This is a genomic window from Chitinophaga sp. 22308 (assembly GCF_052045305.1).
In the GTDB taxonomy this organism is placed as follows: Bacteria; Bacteroidota; Bacteroidia; order Chitinophagales; family Chitinophagaceae; genus Chitinophaga; species Chitinophaga varians_A.
Genome location: NZ_JBQEOP010000009.1, coordinates 1 through 20,723, shown reverse-complemented (window position 1 = coordinate 20,723; position 20,723 = coordinate 1). Strand labels below are relative to the sequence as shown.

The window sequence follows — 20,723 nt, the reverse complement described above, 5'->3', positions numbered from 1 at the left end:
AATGAACAAATTTGTTGCCGGATGGTATGTCTTATATACCAGGTCGCGCCATGAAAAAAAAGTGGCAGACCAGCTGACGGAAGAAGGTATGTCCCTCTATCTTCCCGTAAAAAAAGAGTTGAGAACGTGGCATGACCGCAAAAAATATATTTCAGCTCCGCTTTTTGAATCCTATGTGTTCGTCTACTTGAATAACATACATGACTACTACCAGGGGCTGGGCGCAAGAGGTGTCTTGCATTATGTGAAGTTCGGCCGTGAAGTGGCCCGCGTCCCGGAAGACGTTATCGACTACATACGCACGCTGACTGAAATAGACGAGAATATAGAAGTGTCATCCGATTACTTCAGGCCGGGAATGCAGCTGTTTATCAAACATGGGCCGCTGACCGGTATTCCCTGCGAGATCATTCATGCCGACAACCGCAAAAAGATCCTGGTCAGGATACATATACTTCAACGTAACCTGCTGATGGAACTGCATCCCGAATATTTTTTAACTACCTCTGATTAAGCTGGTTTTACAGCTCCAACGGGTTTCCCGGTGTATGGGGGGACTACCCTGCACAATTGATTTTACAGTAAAAAATTTTATGTGATATGGACCAGGTAATCACTCTGGATAATATTTCCCGTGACTCTTTTTACAATGATTACGTTAAACCGGGAAGGCCGCTTCGCATCCGAAAGGCCACGGCGGCTTGGAAGGCCCTGAAGATATGGAATGCAGATTATTTCAAATCCATAGAAGGGGACCTGAAGCTGGCAGCCAAAAATGCAGATGTGGCTTCCGGAAAACGGGAGACGCTGTACCTCAGCGAATACGTTTCGCTGCTGGAGGAGCATGAGAGGCAGCTCCGCGATGGCAAGTGCCCGCCTCAACCGCTCTACCTGCACGACGTGCCGATTTTTCACCTGCTTCCATCGCTGGTACAGGACATTGAACCCTTCCCGCTGGAGCTGCTGCCTAAATGGTATTGGAAGAACTGGCATAACTATATACAGTTTTTCATGGGGGCAACGGGTAGCCTGACTCCCCTGCATTTTGACACGTTATATACGCACAATCTTTTTTTTCAGGTAGCAGGACGTAAAAAATTTATCCTGATCCCCGGCAACCAGAAGGCCATGTGCTATATCAAAGGATGGAGATGGTCTGATTTTGATCCTGCCAGGCCAGACTACGAACGCTTCCCGGAAGCAAAAGGGCTGACGCCTGTAGAGGTGGTCCTGGAGCCGGGAGATGTGTTGTATATACCTTCAGGTATGCTGCACCAGGTACACGGATTAAGCTATTCCATTTCGTTTAATATTGACTGGCATACGCCCAGGAGCGCCGGCAAAGGAGTGTTTTCGCTCTTTGAAGGTGCCCCCCGGAAAAATATCTATTATAATTCGCTGATACTTTTGGGGGTGGGATTAAAAGTTCCGCCAAAGATCATCTTCCCGTACTATAAATCTTACCTGAATTATATCAGTTAATCCCTTTTGCAGACCGGAGCCGGCAAAGCTTAAAAACCAGTTAAATGACGCAACACGTCCTCAGACTACTGTTCATCATCTGCATTACAGGCGCTCTAAGTGCAGCTTGCGCGGCGTCGGAAGTGCCCGGCCAACAGATCGATGAACAGGTAACACGGCAGATGAAGCAGGGGAAAATACCCGGGCTCAGCCTCGTTATGATAAAAAAAGGCCGGCTAACTATCCGCAGCTACGGATATGCAAACGCAGAACTGCGGACACCGGTTACTCCCTATTCACTGTTTGAAATAGGATCGTGCAGCAAGGCATTTGTTGCATTGGCGATACTTGACCTGGCAAACCGGGAAAAAATAGATCTCGACAGGAGTGTGTCTGCTTACCTTCCCTGGTTTTACGCCAGGTACAGGGATAGCATTGTAACGGTTACCTTACGCCAGCTGTTGCATCAGACGAGCGGTATTCCCTGGGAGACAATCGGGCTGATACCGGAAAGCGCCGACAGCAATGCGCTTGATCAGACCATCAGACGGTTAACAGGCGTCCGTTTACGGCGCCTCCCCGGAAAGGGCTACGAATATGCCACAATCAATTACGACGTCCTTGCACTGGTCATTGAAAAGGTAACAGGAAAGCCGTTTGATGATTACCTGCAGCAACACATTTTTCAGAAGCTGGGAATGGTCCATACGGCTGTGGGAGTGCCATCCGACAGCTCGGCAATGGCAAGCGGCCACAAAATCGGCTTCTTCAGGCCGCGTGTATATGCGGCGCCTGTCTATAAAGGGAACTACGCCGCCGGATATATTATTTCGAATGCCGTGGACATGGCCAGGTGGCTGCGCTTCCAGATGGCTGCAGACAGCTCGCTGCTTTCACGGTTGGCCCGAGCAACGCAGCAGCGCGACGAAAAAGTGCCCCTGCACAATATGGCGTCTTATGCCATGGGATGGGAAGTGTCGCTGAATGGCAACGGAGAAATCTACCACGGCGGACAAAATCCCAATTTCACATCTTATGTGGCATTCCGGCCGGAAGACAGTACCGGCGTTGTCGTACTCGCAAATTCCAACAGCAGTTCTACTGCCGCCATCGGGGAAACGGTCATGAAGTTGTTGTCAGGAGAACCCCTGCCGAAAACAAACGTGCCTGATGACGGAAATGATAAGGTCTTCTCCCTGCTGTCCGGTGTAATCGGTATATACGTATTGGGAGCGCTGGTCTTTTTATGCATCGCCATCGGCGGCATTGCAGGAGGAAAAAGAAAATATGCAGGTATTTCATACCGGCAGGTATGGAGGGCAATGGCTGCACTTTTTTTAACTGCTCCTTTTTTGTTCGGTATCTATCTTTTACCTGAGGCGCTGGGCGGCTTTTCGTGGAAAACAGTTGCGGTATGGACACCCATGAGCTTCACCGCATTGATCGTTCTTATACTTGCGGCCATCGCGGTCAGCGGTCTGGTATATGTTGTCAGGCTCGTCTTCCCGGAAAAGAATATATTCAGGAGAACAGTCCCCTCTCTGATCCTGATAAGCATATTGTCTGGCCTTGCCAATATGCTAATTATCATATTAGTGACTTCAGCCCTGGAAACAGCGTTGCCGCTCCGATACCTTGTTTTTTATTATGTGCTGGCTTTAGGTATGTATCTGATCGGCAGAAGGTTTGTACAGGTCAGCCTTATCAGATTAACCAGAAAGCTGGTATATGATTTACAGATAAAACTGATTGACAGGATATTTGCTTCCACGTTTCAAAAGTTTGAAAGAATTGACAGGGGCAGGATCTATACGGCTCTGAACGACGATGTGACTACCATCGGCGAGTCGACGAGTATGCTGGTCACGCTGATCACCAGCATTTTTACCGCCGCCGGCGCTTTTCTGTACCTCGCATCCATCGCTTTCTGGGCAACGGTGCTTACCGTATTGCTGGTGGCCGCTATCTCCATACTTTATTTCCTGGTGAGTAAAACTACCAACAGGTATTTTGAAGCGGCACGCGATATGCGCAATGTGTTTATTCACCTGATCAACGGAATGGTAGATGGATTCAAGGAGATCAGCATCCGCCGGAAGAAGAAACAGGCCTATAAGGCCGACATCTCCGGAACTACAGGGGACTACAGGGACAGGCTGATAAAAGCCGATGTCCGTTTCGTACATGCTTTTCTGGTAGGCGAGTCGCTGCTGGTAGCCTTACTGGGATTGGTAGCTTTCGCCTTCCCCAGGATTTTCCCTGATATACAGCGTTATGTGATTATGAATTTCATCATTCTGTTGCTCTACCTGATCGGCCCGGTCAATGCCATATTAGGGTCAGTACCAGCGATTTTACACCTGAGGATAGCCTGGAACAGGGTCCGCAGGTTTACCGCAGAGTTGCCTGCCGGCCAGGGGGAGGAACTGCTGCCGGAACCCCACGAACCGGTCGTGAACAGCATTGGGCTGGAAGGCGTTTGCTTCGGGTATAAGGATGAACAGGAGCAGTTGTTGTTTTCGGTAGGGCCGATTAACCTGGAAGCCCGGAAAGGGGAGGTGCTGTTTATCATTGGCGGCAATGGCAGTGGCAAGACCACACTGGCTAAACTGCTTTCAGGATTATACGAGCCTGACGAAGGGCGGTTACTGGTAAATGGCAAACCGGTAAATAGCCGCCAGCTAAGCGAGTATTTTTCCGTTGTATTCAGTCCTGCCCATCTGTTCAGAAAGCTATATGATATCGACCTGAAAGGCAGGCAGGAAGAGGTAGATAACTATCTGAAAATACTAAAGCTGGAAGGAAAAGTAACCATCAATGAAGATATATACAGCACCATTGAATTGTCAGGCGGACAGAGAAAGAGGCTGGCCCTTTTACAGTGTTACCTGGAAGACTCGCCGGTATATCTTTTTGACGAATGGGCGGCAGACCAGGACCCAGAGTACCGGAATTTCTTTTACCGCACGTTACTTCCGGAGATGAAAAGACAAGGCAGGATCATTATTGCCATCACGCACGACGACCATTACTTTGATGTTGCCGACAGGGTATTCAAAATGACGCAGGGCCGTCTTGAATTATACAGAAATGAATACCCGCTGCATGAAGTATTGTCTGAAAATACAACGATCCCTTTATTTAACAGGAAAAACAAGTAAGATGATCAACACCGACCAGGATACTGTCAGCTTTGAGATCTGGCACAAGCGCTTTAATCTCGACGGAAAAGACAACCTCGCTCAGCTGCCGTCGTTAAAGGCCGTATATGCCGTTTTTGGCATTGTAGACAAAGACCCGGTGAACTGTAGGTTCGTGGGGGAGGCCGAACACCTTGGTAATGCACTGAGATACCTGTTTGAAAATGCTGACGACAACGGTTTGAAAACTTTTTTGCAGGGACCCTGGATCAAAGTGCTCAAATACCGGCCTATGCCGGATTCTACCAGGGAGGAGCGCGAGCAGGCCGTCATGGAATGGAAGGCGAAATATGTACCGGGGGTCGACGAAAACGGGGAATATCCCGGTTACGGCCACTGATGCCCGCATACGTCCCGCAACACGGACCGTCAAATAGTTAACATGTAATGTAAATCTTTCTTTTTTATGGATAAGGTAAAATTGTTTTGTTTTCCTTACGCGGGCGGTTCAGCCGCGGTATTTAACAAATGGCACCGGCAGCTGCTTCCGTTTGTTGAACTGGTACCGGTGGAACTTGCAGGAAGAGGAAAGCGTATGCAGGAACCTTTATACCGAAGTGTGGACGAAATGGTGGATGATGTGTACCGGATCATAAAAGATGATGTGCGAAAAGGGCACTATGCTTTGTATGGACATAGCATGGGCAGCATGATCGCCTTTGAACTGGCGCAGAGGGTTGTACACGACAACCTGCCGGTACCTCTGCATATATTTTTTTCCGGAAGAGGTGCTCCCGGCGTGAAAGGCAAACCCGAAAAGAACTACGCTTTGATGACGGACGATGAGTTTCGCGCGGAAGTGATGCAGCTGGGTGGCACTCCCCGTGAATTTTTTGAGTATCCCGAGCTACTTGAGATATTTCTGCCTCTGTTGAAAAATGATTTCCGCCTTGCCGACGAAGAAAGATACGACCGGGAGACAAAGCCGCTTCCTTGTGATATTTCTGTCTTCCTGGGTAAAGACGATGAACTGACCCCGGAACAATGCGACGGCTGGAAAAAACATAACCATACGCTCTGCAGCGTGGTCTACTTTGAAGGCGGACATTTCTTTATCCACGATGATACTGATCAGATACTGGATTGCATCAATAATGTCATACAAAGGGCCTGTGCCCGCCGGGAAGACCGGCAGAACGCCGGACTGGCATCGTTCTCGTGAAATGCTATCCTGTTGTAAAGCAGTGGCCATCTTAATCTCGTCCTCTGACACTGCTGCGCGGCTTATGTCTGAGCCGTGTTCTCCCGGAAATTAAAAGAACCATTTTAGAATGCGCGGGCGCACGTCCGGTGGCCCGCTGTTGATTCCTTTTAGCTACCATGAAACCTGAAACATTGACCTCGCTTTTAGACCTGAGAAAATCAGGTTTGAAAGGGATAACCTTTATTGAACCCACCGGGAAAGATGAATTTCTTTCTTATGGCGACCTGTATGATGCTGCCCTGAAAGTACTGGGATTATTGCAACACAGGGGAATAAGCCCCGGCGACGAATTAGTGTTGCAGCTCCAGGAAAACAGGGTATTTCTGATCGTATTCTGGGCCTGTATGCTGGGTGGCATTATTCCGGTACCACTGTCACCGGGTGCAAAAGATGATCACCGGCATAAGTTATTTAACGTATGGGAGATACTGAATAATCCCTACATGATGGTCTCACAGCCTGATCTGCAGAAGCTGGGTGTCTATGCGCGGGAACAGGGAATGGAAAACAGCTGGTTGGCCATGTGCGACAATGCAATTGATACGGCTGATTTAAAGGGCTGCCAGGGTGTGGGAGTGGTAAAAGAAGTATCGCCATCGGATATTGCCTTCATCCAGTTTTCGTCCGGGTCCACCGGTAGCCCGAAAGGAGTTGTGCTGACGCACGGCAATCTGATCTGCAATATCGATGCTATCGCACAGGCGGCGGCATACACCGAAGATGACGCCACTTTCAGCTGGATGCCCTTAACACACGACATGGGACTGATCGGGTTTCATCTGAGCCCTATGTTCAGCGGGATGGACCAATATATCATGCCTACCCAGAGCTTTGTCCGGCGCCCCGCAGGATGGCTGGAGAAAGCGAATGAATACAAAGCCACTGTGCTCTGCTCACCGAACTTTGGATACCGTTATTTCCTGAAGCATGTACACGATCAGCATACCGGGAAGTGGGATCTTTCCGGGGTGCGGATCATCTACAACGGCGCTGAGCCGGTGTCTGAAAGGCTTTGCGCTGAGTTCCTCGAAAAATGCGCCGCTTACGGCGTCCGGCGCAGCGCCATGTGCCCGGTTTACGGGCTTGCGGAAGCCAGCCTTGCCGTTACTATTTCTGGAATGGCCGACCAGGTGGTATCGTTGTGTGTGGACAGACGACAACTCAATGACGGCGATCAGGTGGCACTCATTGCCCCCGGAGATAGTGCTGTTACGCTGGTTAATGTGGGAAAACCGGTAAAGAACTGTTCCCTCAGAATCACAGACAGGCAGGATATGCCGGTGCCGGCAGGGACAGTGGGGCATATACATATAAAGGGAGACAACGTAACCTGCGGTTATTATAACAACCAGGCGGCTACAGCGTTTGCCATTACCGCCGACGGATGGCTGCGCACCGGTGATCTGGGTTTTATGCTGGATGGTTGCCTGTATATTACGGGTAGAGAAAAAGACATCATCTTTGTCAACGGACAGAATTTTTATCCTGCAGATATCGAGCAGATAGCGGAAGATGTGGAAGGGATCGAACTGAACAAAATAGCGGTTGCCGGCCATTTTAACAGCAGCACGCAGCGCGAGGAATGTATTGCATTTGTTTTTCACCGGGGGGATATCAGCGATTTTATTTCGATAGCACAAGCGTTAAAGACGCTGGTGGGGGCGAAGGCGGGAATTGAACTGGACAGGGTCGTACCGGTAAAGGATATTCCCCGTACCACCAGTGGCAAGCTGCAGCGGTTCCGGTTGTTGGAACTATACCGGGAAGGCGCCTTCGCTGACGTCATGGAAACGCTGGAACAAGCGGCATCGCCCGGGGAGGTGGACCGTTTTTCTGCTGACGGATATGAAAGGAAACTACTGGACATATGCGAAAAAATATTCGGTGAAAAATGGAATGATGTGCACCGCAATTTTTTTGAAGCCGGCCTCAGCTCATTGAAAGTGGCGGAATTAAGCCTTCTCGCCGCAAAAGCATTTAACACTGCGCTGCCTGCTGACTTCATTTACACGAAGCAAACCGTCAGTGAGCTGGCAGCAGCGATCCGGCAAAACGGGGAAAACGGATACCAGCCCATACCTGCCGGCATTGAAAGACCATATTGCCCGTTGTCTTCATCGCAGCGGCGGATGTACTATTTCTGGCAGCTGAACAAAAGCACTGTTACCTATAATTTACCGGTGGCCTTCCGGATACGGGGAAGCGTGCAACATGAGAAGCTGGAGCAGGGCATAAAAGATTTGATAGCCCGGCATGATATGTTGCGGGCCGTTTTCAGTATGGACCCCGTTCCTTCATTCATTGTAAAGAAGACCACACATTTTACGCTGGAGAAGATCGTGTGTGCGCCAGACCAGGTCAGTGAAGCGCTGAGGGAACTGGTACAACCATTTGACCTTGGGCAAGGGCCGCTGTTTAGAGCGAAGCTCCTTCATACTGATGCGGAGGAATGTTACCTTTTCCTGGATTTTCATCATATCATAGCGGATGGCGTATCTATCTCCCTTTTTGTAAAAACGTTAATGGAATACTATAACGGCGAAGGGGGTACGCCGTCGTCCCTGCGATACAGCGATTTTGTGCAATGGGAAGAAGACAACCGGCAGTCAGGAAAGTTGCGGGAACATGCCGGGTACTGGCAGCAACAGTTGCAGGGTGATTTGCCGGTGTTGTCCCTGCCTGCCGATTTTCAGCGTCCCCCGGTGCTGAGCACCGAAGGAGGGAAAATCGCATTTGAGGCTGGTAAAGAGCTGACGGAAGAGCTAAGGGCACTGGCGCGCAGAATGGATTGTTCCCTGCATGTACTGCTGTTCAGCGTATATGCCGTATTCCTGTCAAAAATAACAGGGCAGGATGAGCTGGTGATCGGAATACCGGTATCCGGCAGGCGGCATCCCGATCTGCTGGAGATACAGGGTATGTTTGTCAACAACCTGGCTGTCAGGTGCCATGTATCGGGGGAAGACACTTTTGTGCGGTTCCTGGAAAAACAGCAGCAGCATGTGGCCGAAGCGCTGCATCATCAGGATTATCCCTTCGATGATCTGGTCCGCCAGATCGCGCCGGACCCGGACAGCAGCCGTAATCCGGTATTTGATACCATGTTCCTGTATCAGAATATGGAACTGCCGGTCTTCAGTAACAACGATTTCACGTTGACACCGTGGTTCTTCGACAACGGTACCTCAAAGTATGACATCTCGATGGAAGTCTTTGAGGACGGCCCCGCCCTGCGGTGTTTTATAGAATACTCAACAAAACTTTTCCGAAAGGAGACGATGGCGGCCTTTGCGGATGGCTTCCTGCAACTTGCACGCAGGGCCGTCAGTAACGGCACAGACAATATTGCTGACTGGTCCATGCTCAGCGAGACGGAATTTGAACGGTACGTCCGTAAATACAATGCCACCTGCAGGGAATATGCAGCTGGTAGCGGTATTCACCGGTTGTTTGAAGAGCAGGTCTGGCGAACGCCTTCAAATATTGCGGTGGAGCATGGAAATACGACCTACTCATTTCATGAATTGAACGAACAGGCGGACCGCGTGGCTGGCTGGTTGAAAGAACAGGGGGTAGGCCAGGACGCACCGGTGGCGATTTTATTGCCGGCCACACCGGAGCTGCTGGTCAGTATATTAGCCGTGCTGAAAGCCGGTGGATATTACCTGCCTTTGGAGCCTGGCTGGCCGGCAGAAAGGGTGCGTTATGTGCTGGAAAGCAGCCGTTGCCGTTTGCTCATCTGCGATGAGAGCAACAAAGACAGGAATGTGTATCCGGGGGTAGCTAATCTGTACATAAAAGAGGTGCCGCCGGCTGCGCCCAAGAAGGTGTTATCAGTTAGTTATCCTGATCATCTTTCTTATGTATTATATACCTCCGGCACCACCGGCAGGCCCAAGGGCGTTATGATCACCCATCGCTCGCTGATCAATTATACCTGCTGGGCGGCTGAAAGCTATATCCGCGGTGCACAGGTAACGATGCCGCTTTATACGTCCATTTCGTTTGACCTGACGCTGACATCGATATTTACACCATTGATCACGGGCAACAGGATTGTGATTTACGGCGAGGATGGCGATAACCTGTCGCTGGTGAATATGTTGACAGACAATAAGTGCGATGTGATCAAAGCCACGCCATCCCATCTTAGGATAATGGCGGCCGGCAAATGGCTGGAGAAACCCGGTAGCCGGGTCAGGCGGATCATCGTAGGAGGCGAGCAACTGGATACCGGCCTGGCCAGGGAGATATATGAGCAGGCAGGCGGCAACATTGAAATCTATAACGAATATGGCCCTACGGAAGCTACGGTTGGATGTATGATCCACCTGTTTAACCCCGAAGAGCTAACGCCGCAGGTGCCAATCGGCGTACCTGCTGCCAACAGCCGTATTTACCTGCTGGATAAATACCGGAAACCAGTAGCCTGCGGGGTACATGGAGAAATATATATCGCCGGCGGCGGACTGGCCAAAGGGTACCAGGCAGACGAAGCGCTGACGCGGGAGAAATTTGTAGCGGATCCTTTCCACGCAGGAGAACGGATGTACAAGACAGGAGATATTGGCCGGAGGTTGCCGGATGGTACCGTGGTTTTCCTCGGAAGGTCGGATGAGCAGGTGAAGCTGAACGGTCATCGTATAGAACTGAGGGAGATCGAACAATGTCTTAAACAGCATCCTGATGTGGACGATACGATTGTTACGGTGACTGCCGGCCTGGCCGGCGTAAAACTGCTTTGCGCGTATATCAGGTGGAAGGCCGGCAGCGTGGGCAGGGAAACGGCCCTGCGTTTTTACCTGGCTGAAAGGCTTCCGTATTACATGCTCCCGTCCTGTATAATAGAAATAGGAGAAATACCACTGACGGCAAACGGAAAAGCTGACCTGAAGGCGTTGCCTCAGCCGGAAAACATGGCCGCTCCCGAACAGTCCTTACCCACCGACGCAGCGGCTGCAGCATTGATAGAGGCATGGGAGGAGGTGCTCGAAACGCCCGTTCGCTCCGTCAGGGACAACTTTTATGCATCAGGTGGCGATTCCATCAAAGCGGTGCAGATAGCTTCCCGCCTTTTGGGCAGGAATATGTTGCTAAAGGCCAGGGACATACTAACCTACCATACCATAGAGCACATATGCCCCCACATCGGAAGGACGGGTGCGGAAAACAAATATGAGCAGGGTATAATCAGCGGCGAGCGGGAGATGACACCTGCTGAGGGCTGGTTTTTTGAACAGGCTTTTGAGAACCCTCACTACTTTAACCAATCAGTACTGTTGCGGCTCAAGAGGCCCGTTAATCATAAACTGCTGGAACAGGCTTTCTCGCATGTGGTACAGCACCATGATGGACTGCGCATGAACTATGACCCTGAACGGAAGACCTTATTCTATAATCCTGCGCATTTAGATACCCGGTCCATAGTTGAAAAGTACAGTATCGGAGATGTCGGGGGAGACGGTCTCACCACCATATACCGGAAGGTAAAAGGCGCGTTCGATATCACCGGTAGTTTGCTGCTGAAGGGGGCGCTGTTCTCCTTTGAAGCAGGCGAATCCTTGTTGCTGATAACGGCGCATCACCTGGTGACAGACGGGGTGTCATGGAGAATTATACTCGAAGATTTGTACCACGGCTACACCGCGCTGGAAAACGGCCGGGAGGTGGTACTGCCGGAAAAGACAGCACCATTGGCAGGGTGGCGGGAGAAGCTCATCCGCCTGTTTCCGGAAAGGGCCCTTTCGCAGGTAATAGAAAACAGCGGTTTTACCCTGCCACTGGATGTTCATACGCACGACTGGAGGATGATAAACCGCAGGGAGATCGTTGGTGGCCTCGATGCCGCGCAGACAGGCGTGTTGCTGAAGGATGCCTATCGCTTTTATGAAAGTGATATGCTGGTACTGCTGAGTGCCGCCCTGCTTCAGACTTTACACGAGTGGACAGGGAAAACTGTTGTGGTAGTGGAATACGAAAGCCATGGCAGGCACCCCGAAATGCCGGATACTTCCCGTACGGTGGGATGGCTCACCGAAATGTATCCCCAGGTGCTGGAATTGCCGGCAACCGGTATAGACGGCTTGTTGAAGGCTGTTAAAGGCCAGGTGCAAAGCGGCATGTGTTGGGGAACGCGATACAATGCCCATGCTAAAAGTGAAATACCGCAGACTGCGGTCCGTTTCAATTACCTTGGCCAGTTTTCAAAGGAGCTGGAGAATGATTTGTTTTCCTTCTGCGGACTTTCAACCGACAGCGATTCAGATCCCGGTAACAGCATGACGGCCCGGGTAGAGCTGCTGGCGATGATTTTAAACGGTAAGCTGATCATGCAGCTTCATTACAACCACCAGGCACATTTCCGGTCCACCATGCAGGCGCTGATGGACCGGATGCAGGAGCACGTCCGCTCAATTGCTGCGCATATCAGTCACAAAAAAGACCTGACGGCAACAATGCCGGTGTTTGACACGGCGGGACTGGACGATCAGGAAATAAACGATTTACTCCGTTAGTTATATTAAACCGCATATCATGATTGAAAAGATAGAAAGAACAAATGTAGAGGGCATTTTCGAGCTCAGCATGGTTCAAAAGGGAATGTTATATCACTACCTGAAAGAAGATGACCAGGGGTTGTATAACGTTCAATTGTCTTTTGATATCCGGGGGCAGTTGGAGCTAAGCCTGTTGCAGCAGGCGTTTGATGAAGTACAGGCCGCCAACCAGGTACTGAGATCGGTTTTCCGCTGGTCTGAAGTCAGCAAGCCTGTCCAGATCATCCTTCATAGCCATCATCTGCCGATTGCATTCGTCGATTTTTCACAGCAGAAAGAAAGCCGCGCTCAGGCCAGTGCAGGGCAGTTCCTGCAGGAAGACCTGCACAAACGACTGGACCTGGCCCGGCAGCCGCTCCGGCTGACCGTACTCAGGGTGGCGGAACAACAATTTGTTTTGGTGATTACACATCATCATATATTGTATGATGGCTGGAGTACAGCTATTTTGCTGAAAGAACTCTTCCGGTATTACAATGATCTGGCCGGAGGTCGTCATATAGTTCATGTCGAAAAGCCTGCCTATGGCGACGTGTACCGCGCATTGGCACAAAGAGTTTTACAAGGGGCCGGCGACACATATTGGAAAAACCACCTGTCGGGGTATCCCGTGACAGCCTGTTTCCCGAAAACGCCTGTGGGAGATGTTGTGGCCAACAGGCTTCAGAAGCGCTCCTTTCACATCGCTGGCCTGGATGTGAAGGCATTTTCAGCACTGTATGGCGTTACAGGGGCAGCTATTATCTATGCTGCCTATGGCGTACTGCTCCGGCATTGGTTCCATGCGGAAGATATTGTTTTTGGCACTGCTGTTTCGACCAGGGATGAAACCATCAGGGGGCTTGAAATGGTGATGGGTAATTTTATCAATACCGTTCCGCTTCGGATGGCGCCCGCCGCAGATGAAACTTTTGCGCAGCTGACGATACGGGTCAACAAAGCATTGCTTGAGCGGAGCGACTACTGTAATACATCTTATGCGGAGATCAAGAAGCTGCTGGATATGAAACCTTCAGAAGACCTGTTCGACACTGTGATAGCCGTGGAGAATTACCCGGTCACCGGGGCAACGACGGCACATGCCGGATGGGACGTCCGGTTAAGGGCTGTCTATGAGCATACCGGTATCCCGCTGGTCGTCACGGTATTTTTTAACGAAGCGCTGGAGCTGGAGTGTACTTATGACGCGGAACTTGTGAATGAGGCTTTTATCGGGTACCTGGAAACGTATTTCGGCCGCGTGCTCCGGCAGGGCTTACACCATCCCGGACAGGCAGTATGCTTCTCAGATCTTATTTCGGCAGCTGAAAGAAAATACCTGACGCAGGAACTGAACGACACCGCCGTTTCTTACCCGCAGCGGGACACCATTATCTCGCTGTTTGAACAACAGGTGAAGCGGACGCCGGGCAATACAGCCCTGCGATGTGGTAACCTGTCACTTACCTACATGGAGCTTCAATCTGCAATCCATAAAACAGCAGCTTTTCTAAAAAGCAATGCCGGCATTAACGCCGGCGATCTGGTAGGTGTGATGCTGCCGCGGGAAATACAATTGTTACCCGTCATCTTTGGGATTCTTAAAGCCGGTGCCGTATATGTTCCGATTGATCCTGACTTTCCTGCAGAACGTGTGAATGCCGTCGCCGGAGATGCTGGCCTGAAAGCCATGATTACACGTGCCGAACACGTGAAGGCCCCGTTGCCGGCTGCCATTGCGCTGATAGACCCGGATGAAGCCGCGGCCTGGTCAGACGATAGTCCGGTTGATTTTCCGGCTGTCGATGGGAATGATCTCGCCTATGTGATCTATACTTCCGGCTCCACCGGGAAACCGAAGGGAGTAATGGTGGAGCATCGTTCGGTGGTTAACAGAATCACCTGGATGCAGCAGCAATACCCGCTTACCGAAGATGATGTGCTGTTGCAGAAAACGCCGCTGGTGTTTGATGTGTCCATATGGGAATTGTACTGGTGGTCTTTCACCGGCGCGTCGTTATGCCTTCCGGAGCCCGGCGCGGAAAAAGACCCTGCAGAGATCATCAGGGCCATACAGGAACATGGCGTTACAACCATCCATTTTGTACCGTCGATGCTCAATGCATTTCTCGCCACCATGAACGATGGGTTTAACTTCGCAGCGATAAAGCGGTTGCGGCAGGTATTTACAAGCGGCGAAGCGCTCATGCCTGCGCAGGTACAATTGTTTGCTGATACGCTTCACAAATATTGCGGCAGCCGTTTGATTAACTTATATGGGCCAACAGAAGCCACAGTAGACGTATCATTTTATGAGTGCAGCTTTGAGCATGAATATCATGTGGTGCCCATCGGCAAACCTATCAACAATGTCAGGTTATATATCCTTGGAAAAGACCAGTCGCTTTTACCGGCAGGCGCGGTAGGGGAGCTGTGTATCGCCGGCGTGGGGCTGGCAAGAGGCTACCTGGGCCGCGAGGCGCTTACCGCTGAGAAGTTTACACAATGTCCTGCACTGCCGGGAGAGAGGATCTACAGGACCGGGGATCTCGCCAGATGGCTTCCGAATGGCAATATAGCTTTCCTGGGCCGGCAGGATGAACAGGTAAAGATAAGAGGTGTCAGAATAGAACCAGGAGAAGTGGCATCTCACCTGCTGGCACATACGCATATTACGGAAGCCGCCGTGGTTGCCAGAGAACGGAACGGTGAAAAATACCTCGTTGCCTATTATGTATCGGATAGCCCGCTGGAAAGGAAGGACCTGCGGGATTGGCTTTCCCGGAGCCTGCCGGAATATATGGTCCCTGCATGGTATGTACATTTGCGGGCGATGCCACTGACAGTGAGCGGAAAGCTGGACCGGAACATGTTGCCAGAACCGACGGCACTGACTGACTTCAGTGAAGAAGGAGACGCGCCCGCCAACGAGACGGAACAAAAGCTGGCGCAGCTATGGCAGGAAGTGCTGGGACATGCATATGTCAATACCAATAGCAGCTTTTTTGATACGGGAGGCGATTCTTTGCAGGCTTTACGATTGATCAACCGCATCGGAAAACAGTTTGATGTGGAACTTCCACTTAAAACCCTTTTCGATAATCCCACTATCAAAAGCCTCGCTACCTGTTTGCGCGCCAGGACAGGACAACACGCCGGAAAACGTGGCCGGTTGTTTAAAACAGAGAAACGGCAGTATTATCCCCTGAGCTCGGTACAGAAACGGCTGTATTTTTTATATCAGTTCGATAAATCTTCACTCGCTTATAATGCGCCGCTGGCCCTCAGGATTACAGGGCCGGTAGATAAGTCCCGCATGACCGAAGCGCTGCAGGAGCTTGTTCGCAGAAATGAAAACCTGAGAACGTTATTTGTAACGGTCAACGGCGAGCCATACCAGAAAATACTGGACAGCGTTACGGTTATGATGGAAGAGTATCGTTCAGACGGCAATACCGGCGCATTGTTGCAACAATTCATCAGACCTTTTGATGTGGGTATAGCCCCGCTGATGAGAGCGGGATGGATCGAATGTGAGGAGGAAGAGCATATTTTGTTGCTGGACCTGCATCACATTATCACAGACGGCGTATCCCAGGGATTGCTCGTAAGGGAGTTGATGGCTTTATATCAGGGGACGTCGGTAGCGGCGCCTGTTTTTCAATACCGGGATTATGCAGCCTGGCAAAACAGCGCTGGTTACCAGGCAGTAGTGTCGGGCTCGCGCGAGTTCTGGATAAATGAATTTGCTGAAGAGCCCCCCGTCCTCGGTTTGCCGTTGGACTTTAAGCGGCCGCTCATACGCAGTTATGAGGGCGCTAACGTTCATTTTTCGTTGAGCAGCAGGGAAACCGCAATGCTGAAAGCGTTGGGGGATGCGGAGGGCGCCACCATGTTCATGGTGGTCCTGTCGTTGTTCAGCATCCTGCTGGGCAAACTGGCCGCGGAGGAAGACGTGGTGATCGGTACGCCTGCTTCCGGGCGCGATCATGCGGATCTCGAAGCTGTAATGGGAATGTTTGTCAATACAGTCGTTATACGCACACGGCCGCAGGGAGAGATACCGTTCCGTAGTTTTTTAAGGGAAATTAGGTCACGTACGCTGGCAGTCTTCGACAGGCAGGCATACCCTTATGAACTACTGATAGACGATTTGAAGGTATCGCGTGATACCAGCCGTAACCCGTTGTTCGACGTGTGGTTTGTATATCAGAATTTTGAAACTGCTGTACCGGAGGTGCCGGGGCTTACCATAACCCCCTGTGAAATCGGGGCTCCCATCTCGCAGTTCGATATCTCGCTAACGGCGGGAGAAAGAGAAGGACGGCTGCACCTGAACTTCGAATATTCCACGGAATTGTTCAGCGCAGAAACGATAGATCGTTTCATCGGCTATTTCCGGGCAATTGTTACCGCTATTACCGGTAATGCAGGCTGCCGGCTTCGTGATATCGGGCTGGTGGGCCCGGCGGAGAGACGGCTGCTGCTGCATACGTTCAACGAAACAGAGACTCCATTCGAAAGGCAAAAGACCTTTTTTACGCTCTTTCAGGAGCAGGCGCAAGGCACGCCGGAATATCCGGCAGTGGTGTATAACGGAGCACAGTTAACTTACAGCGCGTTGCTGAAACGGGCAACAGACCTGTCAGCTTACCTGGCGGCAAAAGGCATCGGGCGGGGAAGCCGGGTGGCGCTGTACATGTCCCGAGGTATCGACATGCTTACCGCCATATTGGGCACATTCGGAGCAGGCGCGGCCTATGTGCCGGTAGAAATGGAATATCCCCCGCATCGCGTGATGGAAATACTAGCCGATAGCGAACCGGGTATTGTGCTGGTGGATGATCAGACGCTGTCCGCCGCAGAAGCAATAAAAAGCAAAGTACCTGCCATCGGCGAAATACGGTCTGTCAGCCATATGGAACAATGGAGCGCCGACGAAGACGCAGTGCCGGAGGTAGCAGGACCGGACGATATTGCTTACATCATCTATACATCCGGTACCACCGGGAAACCCAAAGGGGCCATGGTGCACCAGCAGGGGATGCTCAACCATCTGTATGCGATGATAGAGGCGATGGGCCCCGGCAACGGGGATGTGATCGCACAGACCGCCTCCTGCAGCTTTGATATCTCCGTATGGCAGTTTTTATGTGCGCTGCTCGTTGGAGGACAAACATGCATCATCGATAAAGATACACAGCTCGACGCCGGCAGCCTGCTCAGAGAAATGCAGGAAAGCAAGGTGACGATTGCTGAAATGGTGCCTTCGCTGCTGCGCGCTTTTGTGGACGAGGCGATGAATAACGCAGGGAAAAACCACCTGCCATGCCTGCGGTGGATGATACCTACGGCAGAGCAGATCAGTACTGCACTGGTGAACAAATGGTACGATTGTTATCCCGGCGTTCCGCTGATAAATGCCTACGGGCCCGCCGAAGCGTCGGATGATGTAACACTCTATTTCATCGGGAAAGATGTAGCGGAAGGAGAGATCATCCCTATCGGAAAGCCGGTAAGAAATACACGCATATACATTACGGACCAATATATGAACCTGTGCCCCCTGGGAGTGCGCGGCGAAATCTGTATTGCGGGGATTTCTGTTGGTAAAGGATACTGGAAAGACCAGGAGAAGACCCTCCGCGCTTTTGTGCCCAATCCTTTTTCGGGAGATGGCGAAGAAGATTATCGTTATCTGTACCGGACGGGCGATACAGGCTACTATCGGCCTGATGGCAATATCGTATTCACCGGCCGGCGCGACGATCAGGTGAAGGTCCGCGGCCACCGCATCGAATGCCGTGAGATAGAAAGCCATCTGCTGCAATGGCCGGGTATCAGAGAAGTGACCGTGCTGCCCCGCGAAAAAAACGGCGCCCAATACCTGGTGGCGTATTATATAGCTGATACAGCATTGGAAGACGCTGTATTGCGAGGCTTCCTGTCCGGCAGATTACCGGATTATATGGTACCCTCTTTTTATGTGTGGCTGAAGAGAATGCCCCTGACGGTGAATGGAAAGCTGGACAAAAAAGCACTTCCCGCGCCGGAACATAAACAGGCGCCGGTTGACAACGGGCAGGTGCTGACAGTGGAAGAAAAGCTGCTGGTGGAGACATGGTCTAAGGTACTGGCCGCGGATGGCATCAGCGTGACTGACAATTTTTTTGCGGTGGGCGGAGACTCCATCAGGTCTACCCAGATCGTGTCTGCACTACGCAGTGCAGGATATGAATTATCCGTGAAAGATATATTTATTCACCAAACTATCCGGGAGCTGGCGGTACGACTGAAGAGGACCGGAAAACAGGCAGACCAGTCGGCGGTAGTAGGCAGGGCCGCTCTGACGCCTATACAGCGGTTGTTTTTTGAAACGCCTTTTGCCCGTCGGCACCACTATAACCAGTCGGTGATGCTGTTGTTTCCTGACGGCCTTGGGGCCGACCGGGCACGGCAAATGCTGGCCATGCTACAGGAGCATCATGATGCGCTGCGGATAGTCTTCGCGGAAGAAGCGGAAGGTGTGTTCATGCATAATCAGGGCCCGGAGCTGGCAGTGTCGCTGGAGGAATATGACCTGCGCGGCGAGCCGGAAGCGGAAGCCTCGCTGCTGGCGCGCTGCGATGAAATACAGGCAGGTATTGATCTGGCCGCAGGCCCGCTGTTGCGTGGCGGACTGTTTCACCTGGCGGAAGGCAGCCGGTTGCTGCTGGTGGTCCATCACCTGGTGGTGGATGGTGTCAGCTGGCGTATCCTGCTGGAAGATATGCATACCCTGTATGGCCAGCAGCAGCGGAACGAACCGCTGCAGCTGCCGGGGAAAACGGATGCCTTCCTGTTGTGGCCGTCACGGTTGTCGGAATACAGTGCGGGCAAGGCGTTTGCGAAGGGCTGCCGGTACTGGAACACTTTCGATGCAGGCGCCTATCCGGTGTTGAACCGCGATTACCCTGAAGGCACGAACAAAACAGGTGGGCAGCAGGTAGAAAGATTCCGTCTAAGCAGGCAGTTGACGGGCCGGCTGCTGGGCGAAGCACACCGGAGCTTCGGCACCCGCATCAACGATCTGTTGCTGGCAGGTCTGCTGCTGGGCATGCACCGTTGTTACCAACAGCCGGGCATCCTGCTGGACCTGGAAAGCCATGGCCGCGAAGAGCTTCCGGGAGCGGATATCAGCCGTACGGTAGGTTGGTTTACCAGCATTTACCCTGTATGGTTGTCTGGAGATGTAAACAACCTTACGCGCCTGGTCCGCGAGGTGAAAGAAACGCTGCGCCGGGTGCCCAATAACGGTATCGACTATATGATCCGGCAATATGTATGCAACAGCGTAGAGCACACTCATAGACGTTCCCGTGTGATCTTCAACTACCTTGGCCAGTTTGATACAGCAGAGTCGGGAGAATATTTTACGGCGGTAAGCGGCGCCGGTGGCCGTGAGATCTGGGAGGGGGAAACAGCGGAATACGACTGGGAGGTGTCCGGCATGGTGCTGGGCGGGGAGCTGGAGATGACGCTCACGTACAGCCCCCGGCAATATGCCGCGGAGAGGGTGCGGATTTTTATGCAGTCGTATCGGGACGCGCTGGAAGAGATCACGGAAGCATGTTGTCGTCACGGGAAGGTAGAACTGAGTCCTTCAGACCTGGTTTACAAATCGCTGACGTTGTCGCAGGTGGATGCGTTACAATCGGAACATGCGCTGGAAAATATCTACCCGTTGTCTCCGATGCAGGAGGGTATGCTGTTCCATGCGTTATACGACAGAGAAGGCGACCAGTATTTTGAGCAACTGAGCTGCCGTTTGCAGGGCCGCCTGGACATCGCGGCGGTAGAACATGCGATGAACGGCATCATTGCGCGTTATGCGATACTGCGTACACAGTTTGTACATGAGGGTTATGAACGTCCGTTGCAGATTGTATACCGCGGGAGGAGAATGAAAGTGTCCTATGAAGATATGCGTGAAGCCTGTGTGCAGGAAGGAACGGCGGCAGTCGTTGATCGTATTCGTCAGCAGGACCGGAACCGTAAGTTCGACCTGGGCCATGATGTGCTGATGCGGGTGACCGTCCTGCGTTTGGCAGCATCTGCATATGAGCTGATATGGAGTTATCACCATGTGCTGATGGATGGCTGGTGCATGGGTATTATTATGCGCGATTTTAAAGCGCTGTATCAGCAATACAGCCGTGGCAGCGAGGTATTGCTGCCGGCGGTACGTCCCTACGGAGATTACATCAGCTGGCTGGAAGAGCGAGACGCCGCCTTGTCGGCGCAATACTGGAAAGAATACCTGTCTGGTTTTGAAAACCTGAC

The 20,723-nt window shown here is 51.7% G+C and carries 7 protein-coding genes; all 7 read left to right on the top strand.

The genetic code is table 11. The features are described from left to right. Position 1: 1 nt before the first annotated feature. Positions 2-514 carry a UpxY family transcription antiterminator gene (locus ACTJJS_RS30245; protein ID WP_168873972.1) on the top strand — a complete coding sequence of 171 codons (513 nt, stop codon included), beginning with the start codon at positions 2-4 and terminating at the stop codon, positions 512-514. A gap of 86 nt (positions 515-600) precedes the next feature. After that, positions 601-1,482 carry a cupin-like domain-containing protein gene (locus ACTJJS_RS30240; RefSeq protein ID WP_440667457.1) on the top strand — a complete coding sequence of 294 codons (882 nt, stop codon included), beginning with the start codon at positions 601-603 and terminating at the stop codon, positions 1,480-1,482. 44 nt (positions 1,483-1,526) lie between these two features. Beyond that, entirely contained in the window at positions 1,527-4,622 is a 3,096-nt protein-coding gene (locus tag ACTJJS_RS30235) for a cyclic peptide export ABC transporter (RefSeq protein ID WP_440667456.1), read from the top strand. Between the two features lies 1 nt (position 4,623). Further along, positions 4,624-5,001, top strand: a complete 378-nt coding sequence (locus tag ACTJJS_RS30230; protein WP_440667454.1) for a hypothetical protein — start codon at positions 4,624-4,626, stop codon at positions 4,999-5,001. Between the two features lie 66 nt (positions 5,002-5,067). Continuing rightward, on the top strand, positions 5,068-5,823 hold the full coding sequence (locus tag ACTJJS_RS30225; protein ID WP_440667453.1) for a thioesterase II family protein: 756 nt from the start codon (positions 5,068-5,070) through the stop codon (positions 5,821-5,823). A gap of 206 nt (positions 5,824-6,029) precedes the next feature. Next, on the top strand, positions 6,030-12,380 hold the full coding sequence (locus ACTJJS_RS30220) for an amino acid adenylation domain-containing protein (RefSeq protein WP_440667451.1): 6,351 nt from the start codon (positions 6,030-6,032) through the stop codon (positions 12,378-12,380). Between the two features lie 19 nt (positions 12,381-12,399). Further along, positions 12,400-20,723 (top strand): amino acid adenylation domain-containing protein (locus tag ACTJJS_RS30215; RefSeq protein WP_440667450.1); only part of this gene is annotated, 8,324 nt, incomplete at its 3' end.

Excerpts from the sequence above, each read along its gene's own strand:
- ACTJJS_RS30240 (WP_440667457.1), top strand. The coding sequence starts at position 601 with ATGGACCAGGTAATCACTCTGGATAATATTTCCCGTGACTCTTTTTAC.
- ACTJJS_RS30230 (WP_440667454.1), top strand. The coding sequence starts at position 4,624 with ATGATCAACACCGACCAGGATACTGTCAGCTTTGAGATCTGGCACAAG.
- ACTJJS_RS30245 (WP_168873972.1), top strand. The coding sequence starts at position 2 with ATGAACAAATTTGTTGCCGGATGGTATGTCTTATATACCAGGTCGCGC.
- ACTJJS_RS30225 (WP_440667453.1), top strand. The coding sequence starts at position 5,068 with ATGGATAAGGTAAAATTGTTTTGTTTTCCTTACGCGGGCGGTTCAGCC.
- ACTJJS_RS30235 (WP_440667456.1), top strand. The coding sequence starts at position 1,527 with ATGACGCAACACGTCCTCAGACTACTGTTCATCATCTGCATTACAGGC.